The sequence below is a fragment of the Bradyrhizobium sp. CER78 genome, from assembly GCF_029846235.1.
Taxonomy (GTDB): Bacteria; Pseudomonadota; Alphaproteobacteria; order Rhizobiales; family Xanthobacteraceae; genus Bradyrhizobium.
On record NZ_JARVWP010000013.1, the window covers coordinates 177,443 to 195,857 of the forward strand.

The 18,415-nt window shown below is 64.8% G+C and carries 20 protein-coding genes and 2 tRNA genes; 7 read left to right on the top strand and 15 right to left on the bottom strand.

Translation table 11 applies throughout. The features are described from left to right. The first annotated feature begins 17 nt into the window (after nucleotides 1-17). The gene (locus tag QDT69_RS26145) at nucleotides 18-845 is read left to right on the top strand and encodes a hypothetical protein (RefSeq protein WP_279709359.1); all 828 of its coding nucleotides are present in this window, start codon (nucleotides 18-20) and stop codon (nucleotides 843-845) included. Nucleotides 846-934: 89 nt separating this feature from the next. Here QDT69_RS26145 and QDT69_RS26150 read toward each other — a convergent pair whose 3' ends face one another. Next, a complete protein-coding gene (locus tag QDT69_RS26150) occupies nucleotides 935-1,120 on the bottom strand; it encodes a hypothetical protein (RefSeq protein WP_279709360.1) in 186 nt (61 codons plus the stop codon). A gap of 238 nt (nucleotides 1,121-1,358) precedes the next feature. On the opposite strand from QDT69_RS26150, the gene cax reads away from it, so the two are divergent. Next, nucleotides 1,359-2,525 carry a calcium/proton exchanger gene (cax, locus tag QDT69_RS26155; protein ID WP_279709361.1) on the top strand — a complete coding sequence of 389 codons (1,167 nt, stop codon included), beginning with the start codon at nucleotides 1,359-1,361 and terminating at the stop codon, nucleotides 2,523-2,525. A 122-nt stretch (nucleotides 2,526-2,647) separates the two neighbouring features. Here cax and QDT69_RS26160 read toward each other — a convergent pair whose 3' ends face one another. The 13 genes from QDT69_RS26160 to QDT69_RS26220 form a co-directional block, all read right to left on the bottom strand. Next, nucleotides 2,648-3,067, bottom strand: coding sequence for a hypothetical protein (locus QDT69_RS26160; RefSeq protein ID WP_279709362.1), 420 nt, complete (start codon nucleotides 3,065-3,067; stop codon nucleotides 2,648-2,650). Between the two features lie 438 nt (nucleotides 3,068-3,505). After that, nucleotides 3,506-3,581 (bottom strand) — tRNA-Phe (locus tag QDT69_RS26165). Between the two features lie 140 nt (nucleotides 3,582-3,721). After that, complete coding sequence (gene yacG / locus QDT69_RS26170; RefSeq protein ID WP_279709363.1) at nucleotides 3,722-3,901, bottom strand: DNA gyrase inhibitor YacG; 180 nt, start codon at nucleotides 3,899-3,901, stop codon at nucleotides 3,722-3,724. 191 nt (nucleotides 3,902-4,092) lie between these two features. Beyond that, on the bottom strand, nucleotides 4,093-4,722 hold the full coding sequence (locus tag QDT69_RS26175; RefSeq protein WP_050423304.1) for a Maf-like protein: 630 nt from the start codon (nucleotides 4,720-4,722) through the stop codon (nucleotides 4,093-4,095). Nucleotides 4,723-4,909: 187 nt separating this feature from the next. Then, entirely contained in the window at nucleotides 4,910-5,371 is a 462-nt protein-coding gene (locus QDT69_RS26180; RefSeq protein WP_279709364.1) for a low molecular weight phosphatase family protein, read from the bottom strand. A 63-nt stretch (nucleotides 5,372-5,434) separates the two neighbouring features. Next, nucleotides 5,435-5,938 carry a UPF0262 family protein gene (locus tag QDT69_RS26185; RefSeq protein ID WP_279709365.1) on the bottom strand — a complete coding sequence of 168 codons (504 nt, stop codon included), beginning with the start codon at nucleotides 5,936-5,938 and terminating at the stop codon, nucleotides 5,435-5,437. Then, on the bottom strand, nucleotides 5,935-7,230 hold the full coding sequence (gene hisD / locus QDT69_RS26190; protein ID WP_279709366.1) for a histidinol dehydrogenase: 1,296 nt from the start codon (nucleotides 7,228-7,230) through the stop codon (nucleotides 5,935-5,937). The genes QDT69_RS26185 and hisD overlap by 4 nt, the downstream gene beginning before the upstream one ends. 155 nt (nucleotides 7,231-7,385) lie before the next feature. Beyond that, a complete protein-coding gene (locus QDT69_RS26195) occupies nucleotides 7,386-7,814 on the bottom strand; it encodes a DUF2948 family protein (RefSeq protein WP_279709367.1) in 429 nt (142 codons plus the stop codon). A gap of 498 nt (nucleotides 7,815-8,312) precedes the next feature. After that, complete coding sequence (locus QDT69_RS26200; protein WP_279709368.1) at nucleotides 8,313-9,137, bottom strand: alpha/beta hydrolase; 825 nt, start codon at nucleotides 9,135-9,137, stop codon at nucleotides 8,313-8,315. A 123-nt stretch (nucleotides 9,138-9,260) separates the two neighbouring features. Continuing rightward, the gene (locus tag QDT69_RS26205) at nucleotides 9,261-9,761 is read right to left on the bottom strand and encodes a hypothetical protein (protein WP_279709369.1); all 501 of its coding nucleotides are present in this window, start codon (nucleotides 9,759-9,761) and stop codon (nucleotides 9,261-9,263) included. Between the two features lie 172 nt (nucleotides 9,762-9,933). Next, nucleotides 9,934-10,242 (bottom strand): UBP-type zinc finger domain-containing protein, encoded by a 309-nt coding sequence (locus QDT69_RS26210; protein WP_279709370.1) that lies wholly within the window; start codon nucleotides 10,240-10,242, stop codon nucleotides 9,934-9,936. 159 nt (nucleotides 10,243-10,401) lie between these two features. Beyond that, entirely contained in the window at nucleotides 10,402-12,102 is a 1,701-nt protein-coding gene (locus QDT69_RS26215; RefSeq protein ID WP_279709371.1) for a cyclic nucleotide-binding domain-containing thioredoxin-disulfide reductase, read from the bottom strand. A 184-nt stretch (nucleotides 12,103-12,286) separates the two neighbouring features. After that, on the bottom strand, nucleotides 12,287-12,505 hold the full coding sequence (locus QDT69_RS26220) for a hypothetical protein (RefSeq protein WP_279709372.1): 219 nt from the start codon (nucleotides 12,503-12,505) through the stop codon (nucleotides 12,287-12,289). A gap of 318 nt (nucleotides 12,506-12,823) precedes the next feature. Here QDT69_RS26220 and QDT69_RS26225 point away from each other — a divergent pair. Beyond that, nucleotides 12,824-12,898: transfer RNA gene (locus tag QDT69_RS26225), tRNA-Thr, on the top strand. Between the two features lie 54 nt (nucleotides 12,899-12,952). Here the strand turns inward: QDT69_RS26225 and QDT69_RS26230 are convergent. After that, nucleotides 12,953-13,078 (bottom strand): hypothetical protein, encoded by a 126-nt coding sequence (locus QDT69_RS26230; RefSeq protein WP_279709373.1) that lies wholly within the window; start codon nucleotides 13,076-13,078, stop codon nucleotides 12,953-12,955. Nucleotides 13,079-13,179: 101 nt separating this feature from the next. Between QDT69_RS26230 and QDT69_RS26235 the strand changes: the two genes are divergently transcribed. The 4 genes from QDT69_RS26235 to QDT69_RS26250 all read left to right on the top strand — a co-directional run bounded on the left by QDT69_RS26235 (nucleotide 13,180) and on the right by QDT69_RS26250 (nucleotide 18,372). After that, complete coding sequence (locus QDT69_RS26235) at nucleotides 13,180-13,500, top strand: hypothetical protein (protein WP_279709374.1); 321 nt, start codon at nucleotides 13,180-13,182, stop codon at nucleotides 13,498-13,500. Nucleotides 13,501-13,960: 460 nt separating this feature from the next. Then, a complete protein-coding gene (locus tag QDT69_RS26240; protein ID WP_279709375.1) occupies nucleotides 13,961-14,710 on the top strand; it encodes an outer membrane beta-barrel protein in 750 nt (249 codons plus the stop codon). Nucleotides 14,711-14,944: 234 nt separating this feature from the next. Further along, the gene (locus tag QDT69_RS26245; RefSeq protein WP_279709376.1) at nucleotides 14,945-17,089 is read left to right on the top strand and encodes a HAMP domain-containing methyl-accepting chemotaxis protein; all 2,145 of its coding nucleotides are present in this window, start codon (nucleotides 14,945-14,947) and stop codon (nucleotides 17,087-17,089) included. A 218-nt stretch (nucleotides 17,090-17,307) separates the two neighbouring features. Continuing rightward, the gene (locus QDT69_RS26250; RefSeq protein WP_050424224.1) at nucleotides 17,308-18,372 is read left to right on the top strand and encodes an MBL fold metallo-hydrolase; all 1,065 of its coding nucleotides are present in this window, start codon (nucleotides 17,308-17,310) and stop codon (nucleotides 18,370-18,372) included. Nucleotides 18,373-18,415: the final 43 nt, after the last annotated feature.

Genomic DNA, 18,415 nt, shown 5'->3' on the forward strand with positions numbered 1-18,415 from the left:
TTCGATGTGGATCGGCCATGGTCTTCCTGCTGTTCGCCGTAGCCATTGCCGCCCTGTTTTTCGTCGGCGCGCTCCTTGCGCTCCGGTTAGGACGACACCTCGGCTCGCGCTATCGCAAGCAAAACGGCGTTGACGGCGTGGGAGGATTGGCAACCGTAGAAGGCGCGATATTCGGCCTGATGGGTTTGCTGTTGGCTTTCACCATCTCCGGAGCGTTACAGCGGTTCGACGACCGGCGACAACTGGTCATTCAGGAAGCGACGGCGGCCACCACGGCATATGACAGGCTTGCCCTTTTCGGCGGCGACGATGCGCGCAACCTGCAGAGCCTTCTCAAGGAGTATCTTCGTGCCCGCATCGATCTCTATCGAATGCCGCATGATTTCCTGCTGCTGCAACGAGCCGAGGATTTTTCCGACCAGCAGGAAAGCAGGCTCGTCGAACTCAAGAACCAGCTATGGAACGCGGCGGTGGCGGCCTGCCCGCAACCGAACTACCGTCCCGCATGCGGGTTGTCGCTTCCCGCGCTGAACAGCCTCTTCGAGGTCGCCCGTCAGCGCGCCGGCGCAGCGGAAAAGCATCCGCCGCAGATCATCTTCTTCATGTTGTTTGGGCTTGGTCTGGCCTGTTCCCTCCTCGCAGGTTTTGGGATGGCAGCGGGCGCGGGGCGCAGCTGGATTCACATGACGATTTTTGCCGGCACGCTGGCCGTCGCACTCTACACTGTCACCGATATGGAATATCCCCGGCTGGGTCTCATCCGAATCGAGAGTTTCGACCACTTTCTCGACGACGCCTACGAGCAAATGCGCCCGGTTCCGGCCGAGAGCACGGGCGATCAATAATTGCGCGTCGTTGGTTTGACCGAGCAAACCGACGAGGTCGAGGACCGATCACCTATGGCCATGCGGGCTCCGAGGATAGACGCGCTCCGCTAGTGGACCCACAGCGCCACGAGGGCGCCGGCGAGGCCCACTGCAAGCACGGCCTCGCCTGTCACCGTGACCAAGTCAATCGTCCACAGGTGGCTGCTTCCGCCGCTAAGATTGAAATGTCTGGAGTGGCTTTTGTCCCGATAGGTGTGAAGGTGCATGGCAACGGCCTCCTTCTGTTCGGTCACCAGCTAGTCACCTATTTACCAAGAATAGTGCGCATATGCGCCATCCAACCGCGTGAACCGGGCCGCTGCTCACCAAATGCCGCGGGTGGCTTGGCCGGCAACGAGCGAAGTGCTCGGATGAGGTCCGGTCCGGCTTAAGCCATGACCAGCGGGTCGGCGTCGGATTGAGCTAAATCAATATCGAGCGGACCATTGCGTTCAGAAGGTGCTGTCGATCTGCTTTCGACGGGGCAACACGATGAACCTTCTGCTCAAGGAAATCCGGCACAACCCACTGCTTTGGATGCTCGTTTTCGTGCCCATCGTGCTGGTAGCCGAACATGCAGCCCCGTCCGCCCACACAGCCCTGTTTGTACTCGCTGTTTTGGCCATTGTGCCATTGGCGGCCCTTCTTAGCCACGCGACCGAGACCGTCGCGGAAAAGACGGGCGATGCGATCGGCGGCTTGCTCAACGCGACGTTAGGAAACCTGACCGAGTTAATCATCGCGATCGCCGCGCTTCATGCCGGTGAATACATGTTGGTCAAGGCATCCATCGCTGGCGCCATCGTGACCAACTCGCTCTTTATGCTCGGCGCATCATTTCTGCTCGGTGGGCTTCGGCATCATGTTCAGGAGTACAATCGCGCCGGCGGGCGGCTGTACGCAGCGCTGCTGTTGATGGCCACGATTGCGCTTCTCGCACCAGCAGCGGTTGCCAACCTTGATCTGGCACGAGGCGAAGTGATGGCCCAGAAGCTCAGTACAGGCCTCGCCGTATTGCTGATATGTGCCTATGGACTGGGCCTGCTGTTCTCACTCAAGACACACAAGGAGTTGTTCGGAAGCGAGGAACATGGCGAGGCGGGCGACGCTCGTTGGCCGATCGGACTGGCGGTCGGCACGCTTATAGTGGTCACGGTGCTAGTTGCTTTGGTGAGCGAGATATTCGTGAGTTCGGTGCAGAAAGCAGGAGAGACCTTGGGATTGAGCCCGGCTTTTGTCGGTTTCATCATAGTCGCGCTTGTGGGTGCTGCGGCGGAAATGGCGGTTGCGTTTTCTGCGGCGCGCAAGGACCGCCTCGACATGAGCGTCAGCATTGCGCTCGGAAGCGCTTCTCAGATTGCTCTGTTTGTTGCGCCGGTATTGGTGCTCCTAAGCTACGTTGTCGGTCCGAAACCAATGGACTTGCAGTTCTGGCCGGGCGCAGTGACCATGGTCATGATCGCCACCGTCACGTCCTGCTTTATCACCAACAGCGGGCGCTCGGCATGGTTTGTTGGCGCGTTGCTTGTATTCATCTACGCAATATTCGCCATGACGCTCTATGTGGTGCCCCCGGGCTCGCACAGCCCGGTGCAAGTGACCGTCCACGTAGGCTCCGGCATTTTTGCAACGCGCCTTTTGGCGCAAACTGCATACTGAATTGCAGGCGCACCTCGCGGCATTCGCGGACCATTTTGCAGCTTGGCCCACACCGAGAAAGAGCGGCGGATCGGAGAGCGGGCGACTGTAACGACGGTACACCGGTCCGCTCGCCGCCCGCGTCAATACGGATACTGCTGCGGGCAGACCCGATAGCCGTTGGCGTCTCGATAGCAGCCGCTGTTGTAGTAGCCGCCATAGTAGCCGTAGGCTCCGGCTGCCGCCGCGCCATAGGCTGCTCCGCGGTAAACCCCTCTGCGGACTGCCGCACGCGCTACCGGGCGACCCGGTATGGGACGATATCCATAACCGCGGCCAGCGACGCCATATCGGCCTCCGGCAACGCGATATCCGCCACCGTGCACGTGGGCGGCGCGCATGCCGCCGCCGTGGAAACCTCCGGCGCGCATGCCCCCGCCGTGAAATCCGCCGCCGCCACGGAATCCCCCACCACCGCCGCGGCGAGCGAAGGCGTCATCGGGAATGAAGCTCACGGTGATAAGAACGAGCGCTGCCAGAGCAGCGAGAAGACATCGAAGCATGGCGTTCCTCCTGAGTCAGGGTGCCCGTGCATTGGTTAGGCGATGCCGCACCAATGGATGGGCCACCCGACCGAAGCCTTGGCCTGTGCGCGACTTCGGATTTGACCTAAATCAAACAGTTCATGATTGCGGCTGGTCTAGCGCCGCATCGCCTGTCTCCAGCCACGCCAGCGCCTAGTCTAGCCTGCAAGCGGCGGGGGTTCGTGTCAGGAGACCGCTACAGCGCGAAACCCACTTTCAATAGTAGGGGGTCACGCTTGGTGCGGGGGAGCGAATCGAACCCCCGAAAATGTTTTTTGTCGTCACTATAGTCCGCAGAATTTTTCGCCGTAGGCTGGCCCCGAGCGCTACTCCTACGTGCACAAATTGATCCTCTGCCAGGCGCTTATCGACGCTATCGCGCAAAATCGTAGTCTGGCGCACAAAAAAGCGTAGTTTTGGTGCCCAGGGGCGGGATCGAACCACCGACACTGCGATTTTCAGTCGCATGCTCTACCAACTGAGCTACCTGGGCATACCCGCAGGACCGAAAAGGCCGAAGCGAGCGGGCGGTTTATAGAGAGGTCGGAGCGCTGTGTCCACCCGGCTTCGCGAAACGCTTCGCCGGGCGCGGCCCGCATTCCGAAGTTTCCCCAACTTGTTGGGAAATCTTGGCTATTCCGGGTCCTCCTCGTCGTCCTCGCGGCCGGGAACGACGTAGCGGCCGGTCAGCCAGCGGTTGAGGTCGACGTCGCGGCAGCGGGACGAACAGAACGGGCGGAAGGCCTGCTCGACCGGCTTGCCGCAGATCGGGCAGGCGCGCGGGGTGGCCGGGGATTGGGGTTGGTCGGTCATGGCTGGGGTTTAGCGTACATCATCTGGCAATTGCGAAGGTGGCGCGCATGAAATGCGCGACGGATGAGGGGTCTCTATCCGCAGAGACAGACCCCTCACCCGGAATTCAAGCTGTCGCTTGAATTCCGACCTCTCCCACAACGGGAGAGGTGCACTGTCGATGCGGCTACCGCCATCGATCCTAATCGGCCTCACACCGCGACGGCGTTGAGCCAGCCATGGCGGATCGGAAAGCCTTCGCCGCCGAGCAGGGTCACGGTCTCGTAGAGCGGCAGGCCGACCACGTTGGTGTAGGAGCCGACCATCTTGACCACGAACGATCCGGCGATGCCCTGCACGGCGTAGCCGCCGGCTTTGCCGCGCCATTCGCCGGAGCCGATATAGGCCTGGATGTCGTCCTCGCTAAGCCGCTTGAAGCGCACGCGGGTCTCGACCAGGCGCTGGCGGAACGCTTCGCGCGGCGTCACCACGCAGATCGCGGTGTAGACGCGGTGGTTGCGGCCCGACAGCAGCCGCAGGCACTGCGCGGCCTCGTCGACCAGATTGGCCTTGGGCAGGATGCGGCGGCCGACCGCCACCACGGTGTCGGCGGAAATGATGAAGGAGCCGCGCAGATCGTCGTCGAGTTGCACCGACTTCAGCGCCGCGTCCGCCTTCGCGCGCGCCAGGCGATTGGCGCAGGCGCGCGGCAACTCGCCCCGCCGCGGGGTCTCGTCGACATCGGCCGGGCGCAGCGCGTCGGGCTCGATACCGGCCTGGTTGAGCAGGGCCAGCCGCCGCGGCGAACCGGAAGCAAGAACGAATTTGGGACGGCCTAGCATGCGGGCTTTTGGGCTGAATCGGGGGGACGGACGCGGGCGGAACCTATCGGATGGGGCATGGATGCACAACCTTGGAACCGGCTGCGAATCGCGCTCCCGCTTGGAGACAAGGCCCCATAAGCACAGCTGTTTGTCAGTCTGGCGACAAGGGGCCGTCCTGCGAATCGGAACACGCCGCCTCTTCGCTTCACAGGTTCGCCGCGGCCTTGGCAAAGCGGCGGCGGATCCGCATCAACAGGCCGTCGCAGACCTCGCGATAGGCGGCGAGCTTCTGCTCGCGATTGCCGCTGGTGCCGGTCGGGTCGTGTGTCGGCCAGTACTCGACATCGGCGGCGAGCGTCCTGGTCAGATCCAGCGCCTTGTGATGCGCTTCCGGCGACAGCGTGATGATGAGGTCGAAGTTCAGCCCCTCCCAATCCTCGAGTTCCTCGAAGGTTTGCGGCTTGTGCCCGGAAATGTCCTGGCCGAACTCGGCCATGACCGAGACCGCGAACGGATCGAGCTCGCCCTTCCTGACGCCGGCGGAGCGGACATAGAGGCCTCGCGGAAACATGTGCTGCAGCAGGCTTTCGGCCATCGGCGAGCGCACGGCATTGTGGGCGCATGCGAACAGCACGGCCTGCGGGGTGCGCGCGCTTGGCGCTGCCATGCGATCAGGCTTTTTTCGACCGGGGTACGCCCCCGTCGTCTGGCGAAGTAAGGATAAGCGGGATCATGCGCCCTCGCCTTTCCAATGAAGGACGGTGATCAGCGTGAACAGCCGCCGCGCGGTCTCGAAATCGACGCGCACCTTGCCCTTGAGCCGCTCCTGCAGCGTGCGCGAGCCCTCGTCGTGGATGCCGCGGCGGCCCATGTCGATGGCCTCGATCTTGTCCGGCGTCGCGGTCCGGATCGCCTGGTAATAGCTGTCGCAGATCATGAAGTAGTCCTTCACGACGCGGCGGAACGGCGTCAGCGACAACAGATGCGCGACGACCGGCGTGCCGTCCTCTTTCCTGATATCGAACATCAGCCGGTTGCCGGTGATCGCGATATGCAGGGTGTAGGGCCCGGCCTCGGCGCCTTCGGGCGCGAACAGGTTCTGCTCGACCAGATCGTAGATCGCGATCGCGCGCTCATGCTCGATGTCGGGCCCGGAACGGCCGATCGATTCCTCGTCGAGCGTCACCGCGACGATGCGATTGTTGGAATCCTCGTCGTCTGGTGGCTTGTTCATGAGAGGTTGAGGCGCAATCCGACGGAACGTGAATGGGCATCGAGACCCTCGGCCTGACCGAGCGTCATCGCGGCGGGCCCGAGCGCACGAAGCTGATCCGGCCCGCACCGCAGGATCGAGGTTCGCTTCATGAAGTCAAGCACCCCGAGGCCGGAAGAGAACCGGGCCGAGCGCGCGGTGGGCAGCACGTGGTTGGAGCCGCCGACATAGTCGCCGATCGCCTCCGGGGTATGGGCCCCGAGGAAAATCGCGCCGGCGTTGCGGACCTTCTTCGACAGGCCCTCGGCATCCGCGGTCATGATCTCGAGATGCTCGGCCGCGATCGCATTGGCGAGCTCGACCGCGTCGTCGAGCTTCGCCACCTTGATGACGGCGCCGAAATCATCCCACGAGGCGCGCGCTATCGCCGCACGCGGCAGCGTCGCAAGCTGCGCCTCGACCGCGCGTTCGACATCGGCGGCGAGCCGCGCGCTATCGGTGATCAGGATCGATTGCGCGCTGACGTCGTGCTCGGCCTGCGCCAGCAGATCGGCCGCGATCCAGTCGGCATTGCCGGTGTCGTCTGCGATGACCAGCACCTCGGAGGGGCCGGCGATCATGTCGATGCCGACCTTGCCGAACACCAGCCGCTTGGCCGCGGCGACATAGGCGTTGCCGGGCCCGACGATCTTGGCCACTGGCGCGATCGACGCGGTGCCATAGGCTAGGGCCGCGACCGCCTGGGCGCCACCGACACGGTAGATCTCGGAGACACCGCCGAGATGGGCGGCCGCGAGCACCAGCGGGTTGAGCTTGCCGTCCGGGGCCGGCACCACCATCACCACCCGCGGTACGCCGGCGACCTTGGCCGGCACCGCATTCATCAGCACAGAGGACGGATAGGCCGCGGTGCCGCCGGGCACGTAAAGCCCGACCGCATCGACTGCGCTCCAGCGCCAGCCGAGCTCGACGCCTGCGGCATCGGTGAAGCGCTCGTCCTTGGGCAGCTGGCGGCGATGGAAGGTCTCGATCCGGTCGCGCGCGAATTTCAGCGCCTCGACGGTCTTGGGGTCGCAGGCCGCGACCGCAGCGTCGATCTCGGCGGCGGTGATGCGCAGGCCGGCGGCGTCGATATCGAGCCGGTCGAACTTCTTGGTCGCCTCGAGCAGCGCCGCGTCGCCGCGGGCCGCCACGTCGTCGACAATGGCGCGGGTGGCGCGCTCGACGTCCGCCGATACCTCGCGCTTGGCCGCCAGGAAGTCGCGGAAACGCTGGTCAAAATCGGCGCTCTGTCGGTCCAGGCGAACGGGCATGGCGGCTTTCTGAAGAGGACTCTGGGTCCCTGCTCAATGGCGCGGCGGATAATGGCCGTCAACCCTTGGGGATTGTCATTCCGGGATGGTCCGAAGGACCAGACCCGGAATCTCGAGATTCCGGGTTCGCTTCGCGCCCCGGAATGACGTGCCAATCAAGCCGTCGCCACCCCGAGATCATCCTCCCCGAGATCGGTCAATTCGCACTCCAGGCACTCGACATCGAGCCGCAGCGCCCCGCCATGGCCGAACATCAGCAGCGCGCTGCCGCCGGGCGGGTCGGAGGCATAGAACTCGATCCCGAGCAGCTCCAGGGCCGCTTCCGGGGCTTCGAGGTCGATATTGCGCGACTTGCATGCCAGCACCCGGTCGAACCTGAGCGCGGCGATCAGCCGCCGCGAGCAGGTGCCGCCGGACAGGGTCTGTTCCCAGTCGAGCCGGTTCAGGCCGACCACGAGGCGCTTCTCGTCCTGGCGCCAGATGATGTCGGCGGGCTGGACGCGGGCGTCCTGCACATGGGCGGAGATCACCGCGAGGTCATCGGCGTCGAGGGCGATCAGTTTCAGCGGCGCGGGTGGGGACATGATGGTGGTTATAACGCGTTCGGCAGCCAGAGGTACCACGCGACCGCGAGGAAATGCCGCTCGGGGGAACCGGCCGCGCACGAGCAAAATATCGAAAACAACCCCATGCAAAGGAGCCGACGACGGCGGCGTGACCCCGATCGAACATATGCGCATTGGCACTCTTCGTCAGGTGAGCACGCTCGTCAGGCTCCCTCCCCCACGCAACCGGGGTTTACCCCGGTTGCGCATTGTAAATTGCGCAAGTCGGGCAGGCCCGACTTGCGTAGCGGGGGCCGGGGAGAGGGGTAAGCCCCCGGGCGAGATGCGGGACGAAGCGATCGGCCTCGCAACCGATCATCGAAGGGCATTTCGAGAGAGCGCGCCGAGTGGCCACCCCTCTCCCTAACCCTCCCCCGCAAGGGGGGAGGGAACCCTGCCGCTGGTGGCTTCCTCACTTAGGCATCAGCAAAGCTGCGCGGCGTTGAGACAAGCCGTACGACGCGCAGCGCCAGCCCCTCAGCCCTTGATGAACGCCAGCAGGTCCGCGTTGATCGTCTCGGCTTCCGTCGTCGGCATGCCGTGCGGAAAGCCCTTGTAGGTCTTCAGCGTGCCGTTCTTCAGAAGCTTGGCCGAGAGCGGACCGGAATCGGCGTAGGGCACGATCTGGTCGTCGTCGCCATGCATCACCAGCACCGGCACGTTGATCTTCTTCAGGTCCTCGGTGAAGTCGGTCTGCGAGAACGCGACGATGCCGTCGTAATGCGCTTTCGCGCCGCCCATCATGCCCTGCCGCCACCAGTTCTGGATCGCGGCTTCCGACGGTTTCGCGCCGGGCCGGTTGTAGCCGTAGAACGGGCCGGCCGGCAGATCGCGGTAGAATTGCGAGCGGTTGGCCGCGACCTGGGCCTGCAGGCCGTCGAACACCGATTTCGGCAGGCCGCCGGGATTGGCAGGCGTCTGCACCATCAAAGGCGGCACGGCCGCGATGATCGCCGCCTTCGCCACCCGGCTCTCGCCGTGGCGGGCGATGTAGTGCACGACCTCGCCGCCGCCGGTGGAATGGCCGACGTGAACGGCATTCTTGAGGTCGAGATGCGCGGTGACGGAAGCGAGGTCGTCGGCATAGTGGTCCATGTCATGGCCGTCGGCGACCTGGGCCGAGCGGCCATGGCCGCGGCGGTCGTGGGCGATGACGCGGAAGCCGTGACCCACGAAGAACAGCATCTGCGCGTCCCAGTCGTCCGACGACAGCGGCCAGCCATGGCTGAACACGATCGGCTGACCCGAGCCCCAATCCTTGTAGAAGATATCGACGCCGTCTTTGGTGGTGATGGTGGGCATTTGATTGCTCCTCTTGTTGAAACGTCATTCCGGGGCACGCGAAGCGTGAACCCGGAATCCAGAAGTTTGGATTGCGAGATTCCGGGTTCGACGCTGCGCGTCGCCCCGGAATGACAAGGAGGATCAGGCGAAATTGACCGGCCTGAAGCGGCGCCAGGCGCCGATGATCATCACGACGAAGAACACCAGCACGATGCCCTGCACCGCCCCGAACACCGGCCCGGACGGCGGGTTCGGCGGCACTGCCGGCGCCAGCGCCTGCAATGCGGGTATCTTGAGGAAGCTCTGGATGACCAGCACGAAGACGTTGAGATAGAGCGAGACCATCGCGGTCACGATATAGATCGGGCGCCACGCGCCCTTGAGCTGCATCGCATACAGCGCGATGCAGGCGATCGCGAGCAGCACCAGCGAGAGGCCGCCGATGATCTGGGACGGCAGCACCTTCTCGGTGATCAGTGGCGGGATCACGAAGCCGGTGGCGCTGGTCAGGATCGTGAAGACGAGGAAGATCGCAGTCAGTCCGGGCATCGCGCGCGAGCCGAGCAGGCCGAACATCACGATCACACCGGCGATGATTGCAATCAGGCTGATAATGACGTGCACAAGCACCAACGTCGTCATGTAGCGCACTCCCCCGTTGAGAACCCGCACTACGTTACGATGCGTCTTTGAAAATTGCTACATGGTTCGATGGCAGGACGAGCGACATCTCATGAAAATCATGCCGACACTTGCCGAAAGATTTGGCGCCGGTGCTGCGCGCAGAAGCACGTGCGTGTCGTGAGAACTTGAATCAATAATAGCGCGGGATCGGCCCGTCATGCGGCGTCTCGCGCTTCGACAGGTCGAACAGCACCTCGTCGACATAGCACCAGCCCCAGCCTTCCGGCGGATCGTAGCCCTCGATCACGGGATGGCCGGTGGCGTGAAAATGCGCCGTCGCATGCCGGTTCGGCGAGTCGTCGCAGCAGCCGACGTGGCCGCAGGTCCGGCAGATCCGCAAATGCAGCCAGCGGCTGCCGCTCTTCAGGCATTCCTCGCAGCCGCGCGCGCTCGGCGTGACGTCCTGGATGCCGGCGATATGGGTGCAGCCTTTTGTCATTTTGGCCTCTTTACGTCTCTTTTGACCCGTCATCCTGAGGTGCGAGCTCTTGCGAGCCTCGAAGGATGCACGGCCCGCACTGTGGCCGATTCATCCTTCGAGACGCCGCTGCGCGGCTCCTCAGGATGACGGAGATAGATCTCGTCTGCATCCATCTGCCTACAGCGTCGGGCTGCCGGCATCGGCGAGATAGCCGTGCAGGGCGGCGACGACCTGCGCGCCCTCGCCGATCGCGCCGCCGACGCGCTTGACTGATCCGGAGCGGACGTCGCCGACCGCGAACACGCCGGGCACCGTGGTCTCGAGCAGCGGCACGGCGGGCGCGCCCTCGCCGTTCTGCACGCCGGTCTTGACGAAGCCGCCGCGGTCGACCTGCACCCCGCAGCCCTCGAGCCAGCCGGTGGCCGGATCGGCGCCGACGAACAGGAAGAGATTGCGGATATCCATCGTGAACTCGTCGGGGGCGAGCCGGCTGCGCCAGCGCACCCGCTCCAGCGTCTCCGCACCTTCGAGCCCGATCACCTCGGTGTTGAACATCAATTCGATGTTCGGCGTCGCCTCGATGCGCTCGATCAGATAGCGCGACATGCTGGCCCCGAGCCCACCGCCGCGGATCATCATGTTGACCCTGCGGGCATGCGCCGACAGGAACACCGCGGCCTGGCCCGCGGAATTGCCGCCGCCGACCAATACGACATCCTGCTGGGCGCAGAGCCGCGCCTCGATCGGCGAGGCCCAGTACCAGACGCCGCGGCCCTCATAGCGCTCGAGATGGTCGATCGCCGGCCTCCGATAGCGCGCGCCGCTCGCCACCACCACCGACTTGGCGCGCAGCGTGTGCCCGCATCCGGTGGCGAGCTTGAACGCGCCCGAAGCCTTCGAACAGTCGAGCGATTTGACGGAGACCGGGATCAGCATCTCGGCGCCGAATTTCTGCGCCTGGTTGAAGGCGCGCCCGGCAAGCGCCTGCCCGGAGATTCCGGTCGGGAAGCCCAGATAGTTTTCGATCCGCGCGCTGGCGCCGGCCTGGCCGCCGAAAGCGCGGGAATCGAACACCGCAACCGACAGCCCTTCGGAGGCCGCATAGACCGCGGTGGCGAGCCCGGCCGGGCCGCTGCCGACGACGGCGACATCATAGAGCCTGTCTTCCGCGTGGCTGCCGATCATGCCGAGCGCCATCGCAAGCGCGGTCTCGGAGGGATTGCGCAGCACCGTGCCGTTGGGGCAGACCACCAGCGGCAATTCGGCGCGCGTCGGAGAATAGCGCGCGACGAGGTCGGCGGCATCGGTGTCGGCCTCGGGATCGAGCACGTGATGCGGCTGGCCGTTGCGTGCCAGGAAATTCTGCAGCGGCGCCATGTTGCCGACCGACGCCGAGCCGATCAGCACCGGTCCGCCGGCGCCGCCCTGGATCAGGCTGACGCGGCGCAGGATCAGCGCGCGCATGATGCGCTCGCCGAGGTCCGCCTCGGCGACCAAGAGCGCGCGCAGCCGGTCGGGCGGCAGCAGCAATGTCTCGACCGCACCTTCGGCATGGCCGTCGACCAGCGCGGCGCGGCCGGAGAGTTGGCCGATCTCGGCGAGAAACTGGCCCGGCCCCTGGTCGATGATCGGCGTGACACGGCCGAGGCCGTCGCGCTGGGTGATCGCGACGCTGCCCGACAGCACCACGAACATGCCGGGACCAGGCGCGCCGGTCTCGAACAGCGCCTCGCCATCCTTGTATGACCGCGGCTCGCCGAAGCGGCGCATCCGCTCGATCTCAGGCACCGTCAGGGTCGGAAAGGTCTGTTCATGGCGCGGGAAGGCGTAGGCGGTTGCGTTCAGGCGATTGATCGTCGTCTCATCGATTGCAGCCATGTCGGCGACCCGTTTCCTTTGCTCACCTTGACGTTCGTCATTCCGGGGCGTGCGAAGCGCGAACCCGGAATCTCGAGGTTCCCCGGTGCGCGATTGCGCACCTGAGGTTCGCTTCGCGCCCCGGAACGACGTACCCTCATCACCTGCGCCATGCCGAAGTTCTCATTGGATCAGAACCGCGGCTTTAACCCGTCACTTTGCCCGGCTCGTTTCCGCCGGCGTCATCCGGCGAGGCGTGATCTAGCGAGCCGTCGGCCGGTTCGGAAGCCACATCCTCGCGACCGCGCGCCTGGGATTTTCGCCGCTTCAGGTTTTCGCGCAGCGCCAGCTTGAGGCGATCCTGCCGCGAATCCTTCAGGCGGGCTCCGGCCTGCCCGCCGCCTCTGTCCCGATCACTCGTCATTGCTGAACTCTCGAACCGCCGACGCCTTTGCGCGCGCTAAGCATAGACAATGGCGGCCGCCCGCGCACCCTGCCCGGTCGGCCAGTTGCGCACCACGACATGATTCGGCCGCAGGCGGACGGTCGCATTCCATTACGGTCGGGAACCCCAATCGGGCCGAAATCGGCCGAATTGGTCGAAATCACCGGCACGGAACGTGATTTCTGCCGATTTGCCCGGCAGGAGGGGCGCTGTTTCGCTTGCGCGAAGGGGAGGCCTGTGGCAAGAACCGCCCGCTTGGACGGGCCCCATGGGGCCGATTCAATTTTTCCCGGGCATGCTGCCGTAGCTCAGTGGTAGAGCACTCCATTGGTAATGGAGAGGTCGACAGTTCAATCCTGTCTGGCAGCACCAGGATCTTCTCAAATGACGGCTGCCGTCAACGAGCGCTTCCGCGCGTCGCATGAATCAATACCCGAGCAGCAGGCCCACGCCGCCGATCACCAGCACGATATAGAACGCGAACACACTGCCGACCCATTTCCAATCGATGTGTCCGTGTTCGGGGCTGAGGCTCTCGATGATGCCGTGCATGATGGTTTCCTTCTAGAAGTCGCATGCGTGGCGTATAGACCGCACCTCGAACACATCATGTGACTCACTTCACACACCTTCGTCGCGGAGCGGACCCGAGAGTGACCGGCCCAGAACTGAGGAAATTGCGCGAACATCTCGGCGAGGCGCTCGGCCGCAAGCTGACGGCGGCGGACATGGCGAAACTGTGCGGACTGCCGGGTGCCGGCGGTGCCGAAATGCTCCGCAGGTGGGAGGTCACCGGCCCGACCCCGAAGGTCGCCGGCCTGCTGAGCGTGCTGGCGATGGCCAGCGAGCACTATCCGATCCTGGAGAAGTTCGACGTGTTCGATCGCCACGACGTGCCGGTCAAGGAACGCGCCGCGCGGCGCCAGGCGTTCCGCGAGCAGATCCGCGACGACGTGCGCAGGCGGCTCGACTAAAGCGGGATGAGTTTTGGTCGAATAGGCTTCGCGCGGTCTTGCTTCACCTCTCCCCGGTGGGGAGAGGTCGGATTGCGCAGCAATCCGGGCGAGGGCTCTTGCTCTCTCGATAGACCGCAACCCCTCACCCGATTTGCTGCGCAAATCGACCTCTCCCAAGGGAGAGGTGAACTTTCGATGCCGTTCCAGCTCAACCTAATCTCATCAGGCCTTAGCCAGCGTCTCGATCGGCAGACGCGGCTTGGTTAACGGGAGAGCCATGCCGCGCGCGCCGCGTTAACCCTCTTGTCATTCCCGCTTAAGCGTTCGTTAGGCACAACAAAACGTTTCACCGCGAAGGGTGCGATTTAACGCTCCAAGCCGCCTTTCGGTGGGAAATTTTATTCAAATGCGGTCTAACCCCTCGGCCATGGATGGCGCCACTCACGCTGCGCCTCATGACTTGTCCGGAGACTGCCTTATGAAGAAGTTCCTGCTCGCAACCGCAGCCGCAGCGGCTGCCCTCGCTGCCTTTGGCGCGACCGCCCAGGCTGCCGATCTCGGCTCCCGTGGCTATTACCAGAAGGCGCCCGCGCCTGTTTACGCCGCGCCGCTCTACAACTGGACCGGCTTCTATCTCGGCGGCCATCTCGGCGGCGCGTTCTCGGGCAGCAACAACTCCTTCAACGGCCTCGCGCTGACCAATTCCGACGCCCGCTTCATGGGCGGCGTGCAGGCCGGCTACGACTGGCAGCTGTCGCCGATGTGGGTGATCGGCGTCGAAGGCCAGTATTCCTGGCTCGGCGGCCACCAGCTCAACGCGATCTTCCCGGGCGGCTACGTCTACAACAACAACCAGCGCGGCATCGGCTCGATCACCGGCCGCGTCGGCTACACCTGGGGCCCGGGCCTGATCTACGTGAAGGGCGGCTACGCCTATTCCGACAACAACGAAACGGTGACATCAGGCGGCGCGCCGATCGGCTTCGCGCTCAGCGACAACCACAGCAACGGCTGGACCATCGGCGGCGGCGCCGAATACATGTTCGCGCCGAACTGGTCGGCCAAGGTCGAGTACCAGTACTACGACTTCGGCGACAGCCGCTTCACCGCGCCGGGCGCGCTGGTGCCGGTCGGCAGCTTCCACAATGACGAGCACACGGTGAAGGCCGGCCTCAACTACCGCTTCAATCTCGGCAACCTTGGCGGCCCCGCCTACGGCCGCTATTGAGAATTACCCATCACAACCAATAGTGGAAAGGCCGGCTCGCGCCGGCCTTTTTTGCATCCGATCGCGTGCACCAATTCCGCACAGCGAACCAAGCCTGTGCGCAGAAGCCCTGAAAAATCCAGCAGATTGTCGCAATTTTCGCGATTTTGTTAACCCGCCGCACCGATACTCCCGCGCCGGGGAAACATCCAAGAGTAGTGGCCCGGGGGTAGTGGGCCAGGGGGACACGGGGCAATGGCGTTTCGGTTCAAGCTGGGCAAACCAAATCTCAAGCGTATCCACCTGCCGCAGATGGGCGTCAGGGGCAGCCTGTTCGCAGCATTCGCGGTCATCGCGGGCATGGCGCTCGTGATCAGCGCAGGCGCCGGCATCGTGCTGCATCAGCTCGGCGGCACCATGAGCGATCTCTCCGGCCGCGACATTCCGCGGCTCGCCGCGAGCCTGCAACTGTCCGCGCAGAGCGCCTCGCTCGCAGCCCAGGGTCCCGGCCTGCTTGCCGTGCAGAGCGAGGATGCACTGAACGATCGCACCAAGAAGGTGCAGGAGGTCGCGCAGCAGACCAATGCCAAGCTTGGCGAGATCATCGAACTCGGCGCCGACAAATCCGTCGTCAGCGCGCTGCAGGAAAACGTCAAGAACACCGACGAGGCGACCAAGAGCCTGATCTCGGCGGCGCGCGAGCGGCTCGAGGTCGGCGCGCTGCGCGACAAGCAGTACAACGCGCTGCGCAAGGCGCAGGGGTCGTTCGTCTCGGCCGCCGGTCCGGCGATGCTGGACGCGCAGACCCGACTCAACGCGATCCTCGCCTCGGCCGAGGTCTCGGCTGACGACGCCACCGAAGCCGCCCGCACCGTCGGCCAGATCAGCAACGTGCTGTCGATCGGCAATCTGATGGCCGCCGACATGACCGCGGCGCTGTCGGCCAATTCCAGCGAGACGCTCGATGCGATCGAGGCGGAGTTCAAGAAGGGCCGCGAACGCATCAAGTCCAACCTCGACGATTTGCCGAACAATCCGGCGATCGTCGCCGTGCGCGACACCGCCTCGAAGCTGCTCGTGCTGGGCGAAGGCAAGACCGGGGTGTTCAAGGTCCGCCAGAAGGAGCTCGACTCGATCGATTACGGCCAGACCATCCTGGAGGAGACCCGCAAGCTCAATGTCGGGCTCGGCATCAGCGTCCAGCAGCTGGTCGACGCGGTGCAGAAGGACACCGACGCCTCGACCTTCCAGGCGCGGCAGCAGATCTCGCTCGCGACCACGGTCATGATCGGCCTCGGCGCGCTGACCTTGGTCGGCTCGTTCCTGTTCGTCTGGCTCTATGTCGGGCGCAACATCCTGCGCCGCATCCGCGGCCTGCAGCGCTCGATGCAGCTGTTGTCCGACGGCGACCTCGACACCGAGATCCCGCAGAGCCGCCAGCGCGACGAGATCGCCGTCATGGCCGACGCGCTGCAGGTGTTCCGCGAAAGCATGATCGAGAGCCGCGAGCTCACCGAAAACCAGAACAAGGACCGCACCGCCAAGGCGGAGCGCGCCTCGCGCATGGAGACGCAGATCACGACCTTCGAATCGACGGTTCGCGACGCGCTCGGCAGCCTGCAGACCGCGGCAAACTCGATGCAGTCGACTGCGCAGAGCATGTCGGCGACCGCCGACCAGTCGAGCGCCCTGGTCAACGCGGTGGCTTCGGCCGCCGAGGAGACCTCGGTCAACGTGCAGACCGTGTCGGCCGGCACCGAGGAGCTGTCGTCCTCGATCCAGGAGATCGGCCGCCAGGTCGTTACCTCGGCGGAGATCGCCCGCAAGGCGGTGGAGGAAGCCAGCGCCACCGACGCCACCATGCAGGGCCTTGCCGACAACGCCGCGCGGATCAGCGTCGTGGTCGACCTGATCCAGACCATCGCCTCGCAGACCAATCTGCTCGCGCTCAACGCCACCATCGAGGCGGCGCGCGCCGGCGAAGCCGGCCGCGGCTTTGCCGTCGTCGCCTCCGAGGTGAAGAACCTCGCGAGCCAGACCGCCAAGGCGACCGAGGAGATCCGCCAGCAGATCGTCAGCATGCAGGAGGTCACCACCACGGCGGTCTCCGCGATCCGCAACATCTCGAGCACGATCGGCGAGATCAACGACGTCACCACCGCGATCGCCGCCGCCGTCGAGGAGCAGGGCGCGGCGACCCGCGAGATCGCCCGGAACATCCAGCACGCCGCCGGTGGCACCAGCGAGGTGTCGAGCAACATCGTCGGCGTCTCGACCGCCTCGGCCGAGGCCGGCGCCGCGGCCGGCGAGGTGCTGAGCGCCTCCGACGCGCTGCGCCGCGAGGCCGACGTGCTGCGCTCGGAGATCGACGGTTTCCTGTCGAACATCCGGGCGGCGTAGGAAGTCCACGTCATTCCGGGGCGGTCCGCAGGACCGAACCCGGAATCTCGAGATTCCGGGTTCGATGCTGACGCATCGCCCCGGAATGACGACCTCCATTCGTGGGATTTGTTCGGGTTGATCCGGGCTACGGAATTCGGGCTCACGCCGCCCCATTCTCCGGACGGCCATCTGATTTTCGGCTGGCGCGGCGGGCAATGTGCCGCTAAGCCCGTAGCATGGACAAGAAGACCGACAGCCTTCCCTCCTCGGCGGAGGCACTGCGATACCCCTGGGAAAATCATCCCGGCCACGACCAGGTCGTGGAGGTGGCCCCCGGCGTGCTGTGGGCGCGGCTGAAGCTGCCGTTCCGCCTCAACCACGTGAACATCTATCTGCTCGCCGACGGCGACGGCTGGACCATGGTGGATGCCGGCTTCGGCAACGAGGAATCGATCGCGGCGTGGACCACGCTGTTCGACGGGCCGCTGAAGCACGTCAAGGTCAACAGGTTGATCGTGACGCACTCGCATCCCGACCATGTCGGTCTCGCCGGCTGGATCACCGAGCGCTTCGACTGCCCGCTGTTCATGTCGCAGGTGGAATACCTGCAATCGGTCTATCACCAGAACCGCGGCACCGAGGAGCGGCGCAACGCGCAGCGGCTGTTCTTCCGCCGCCACGGCATGGACGAGGACCTCACCGAGAAGCTGCTCGGCCGCGGCCAGGATTATCTGAAGCGGGTGTCGGTGCTGCCGCCGTCCTATCACCGCCTGACCCATGGCGACGAGGTCGTAATCGGCACAAGGCGCTTCAAGGTGATCACCGGCGGCGGACACGCGCTCGACCAGGTGATGCTGTATTGCGCGGCCGACAAGCTGTTCCTGTCCGCCGACCAGGTGCTGAGCAAGATCTCGCCCAATGTCAGCGTCTGGGCGGTCGAGCCCGAGCAGAACTCGCTCGGCGAATATCTGGCCTCGCTGGCCAGCCTGACCACAACTTTGCCCTACGACGTGATGGTGCTGCCCGGACATGGCGTGCCGTTCTACGGGCTGAAGACCCGGATCAAGCAGCTCGCCGATCACCATGAGGAGCGCTGCCGGCTGATCGCCGAGGCCTGCCGCGAGGTGCCGCAGACCTCCAAGGAGCTGGTGCCGGTGGTGTTCCACAAGCACGTGCTGGACGAGCACCAGATGGGATTTGCCGCCGGCGAATTGGTCGCCCATGTCAATTACATGCTGGTCGAGGGCCGCCTGACGGCCCAGATGCACGACGACGGCATGCTGCGCTTCAGGACCACCTGAAGCGCCCGGGCGGCGATGCCGCCCGGGTCGATTTGCGCAAAAA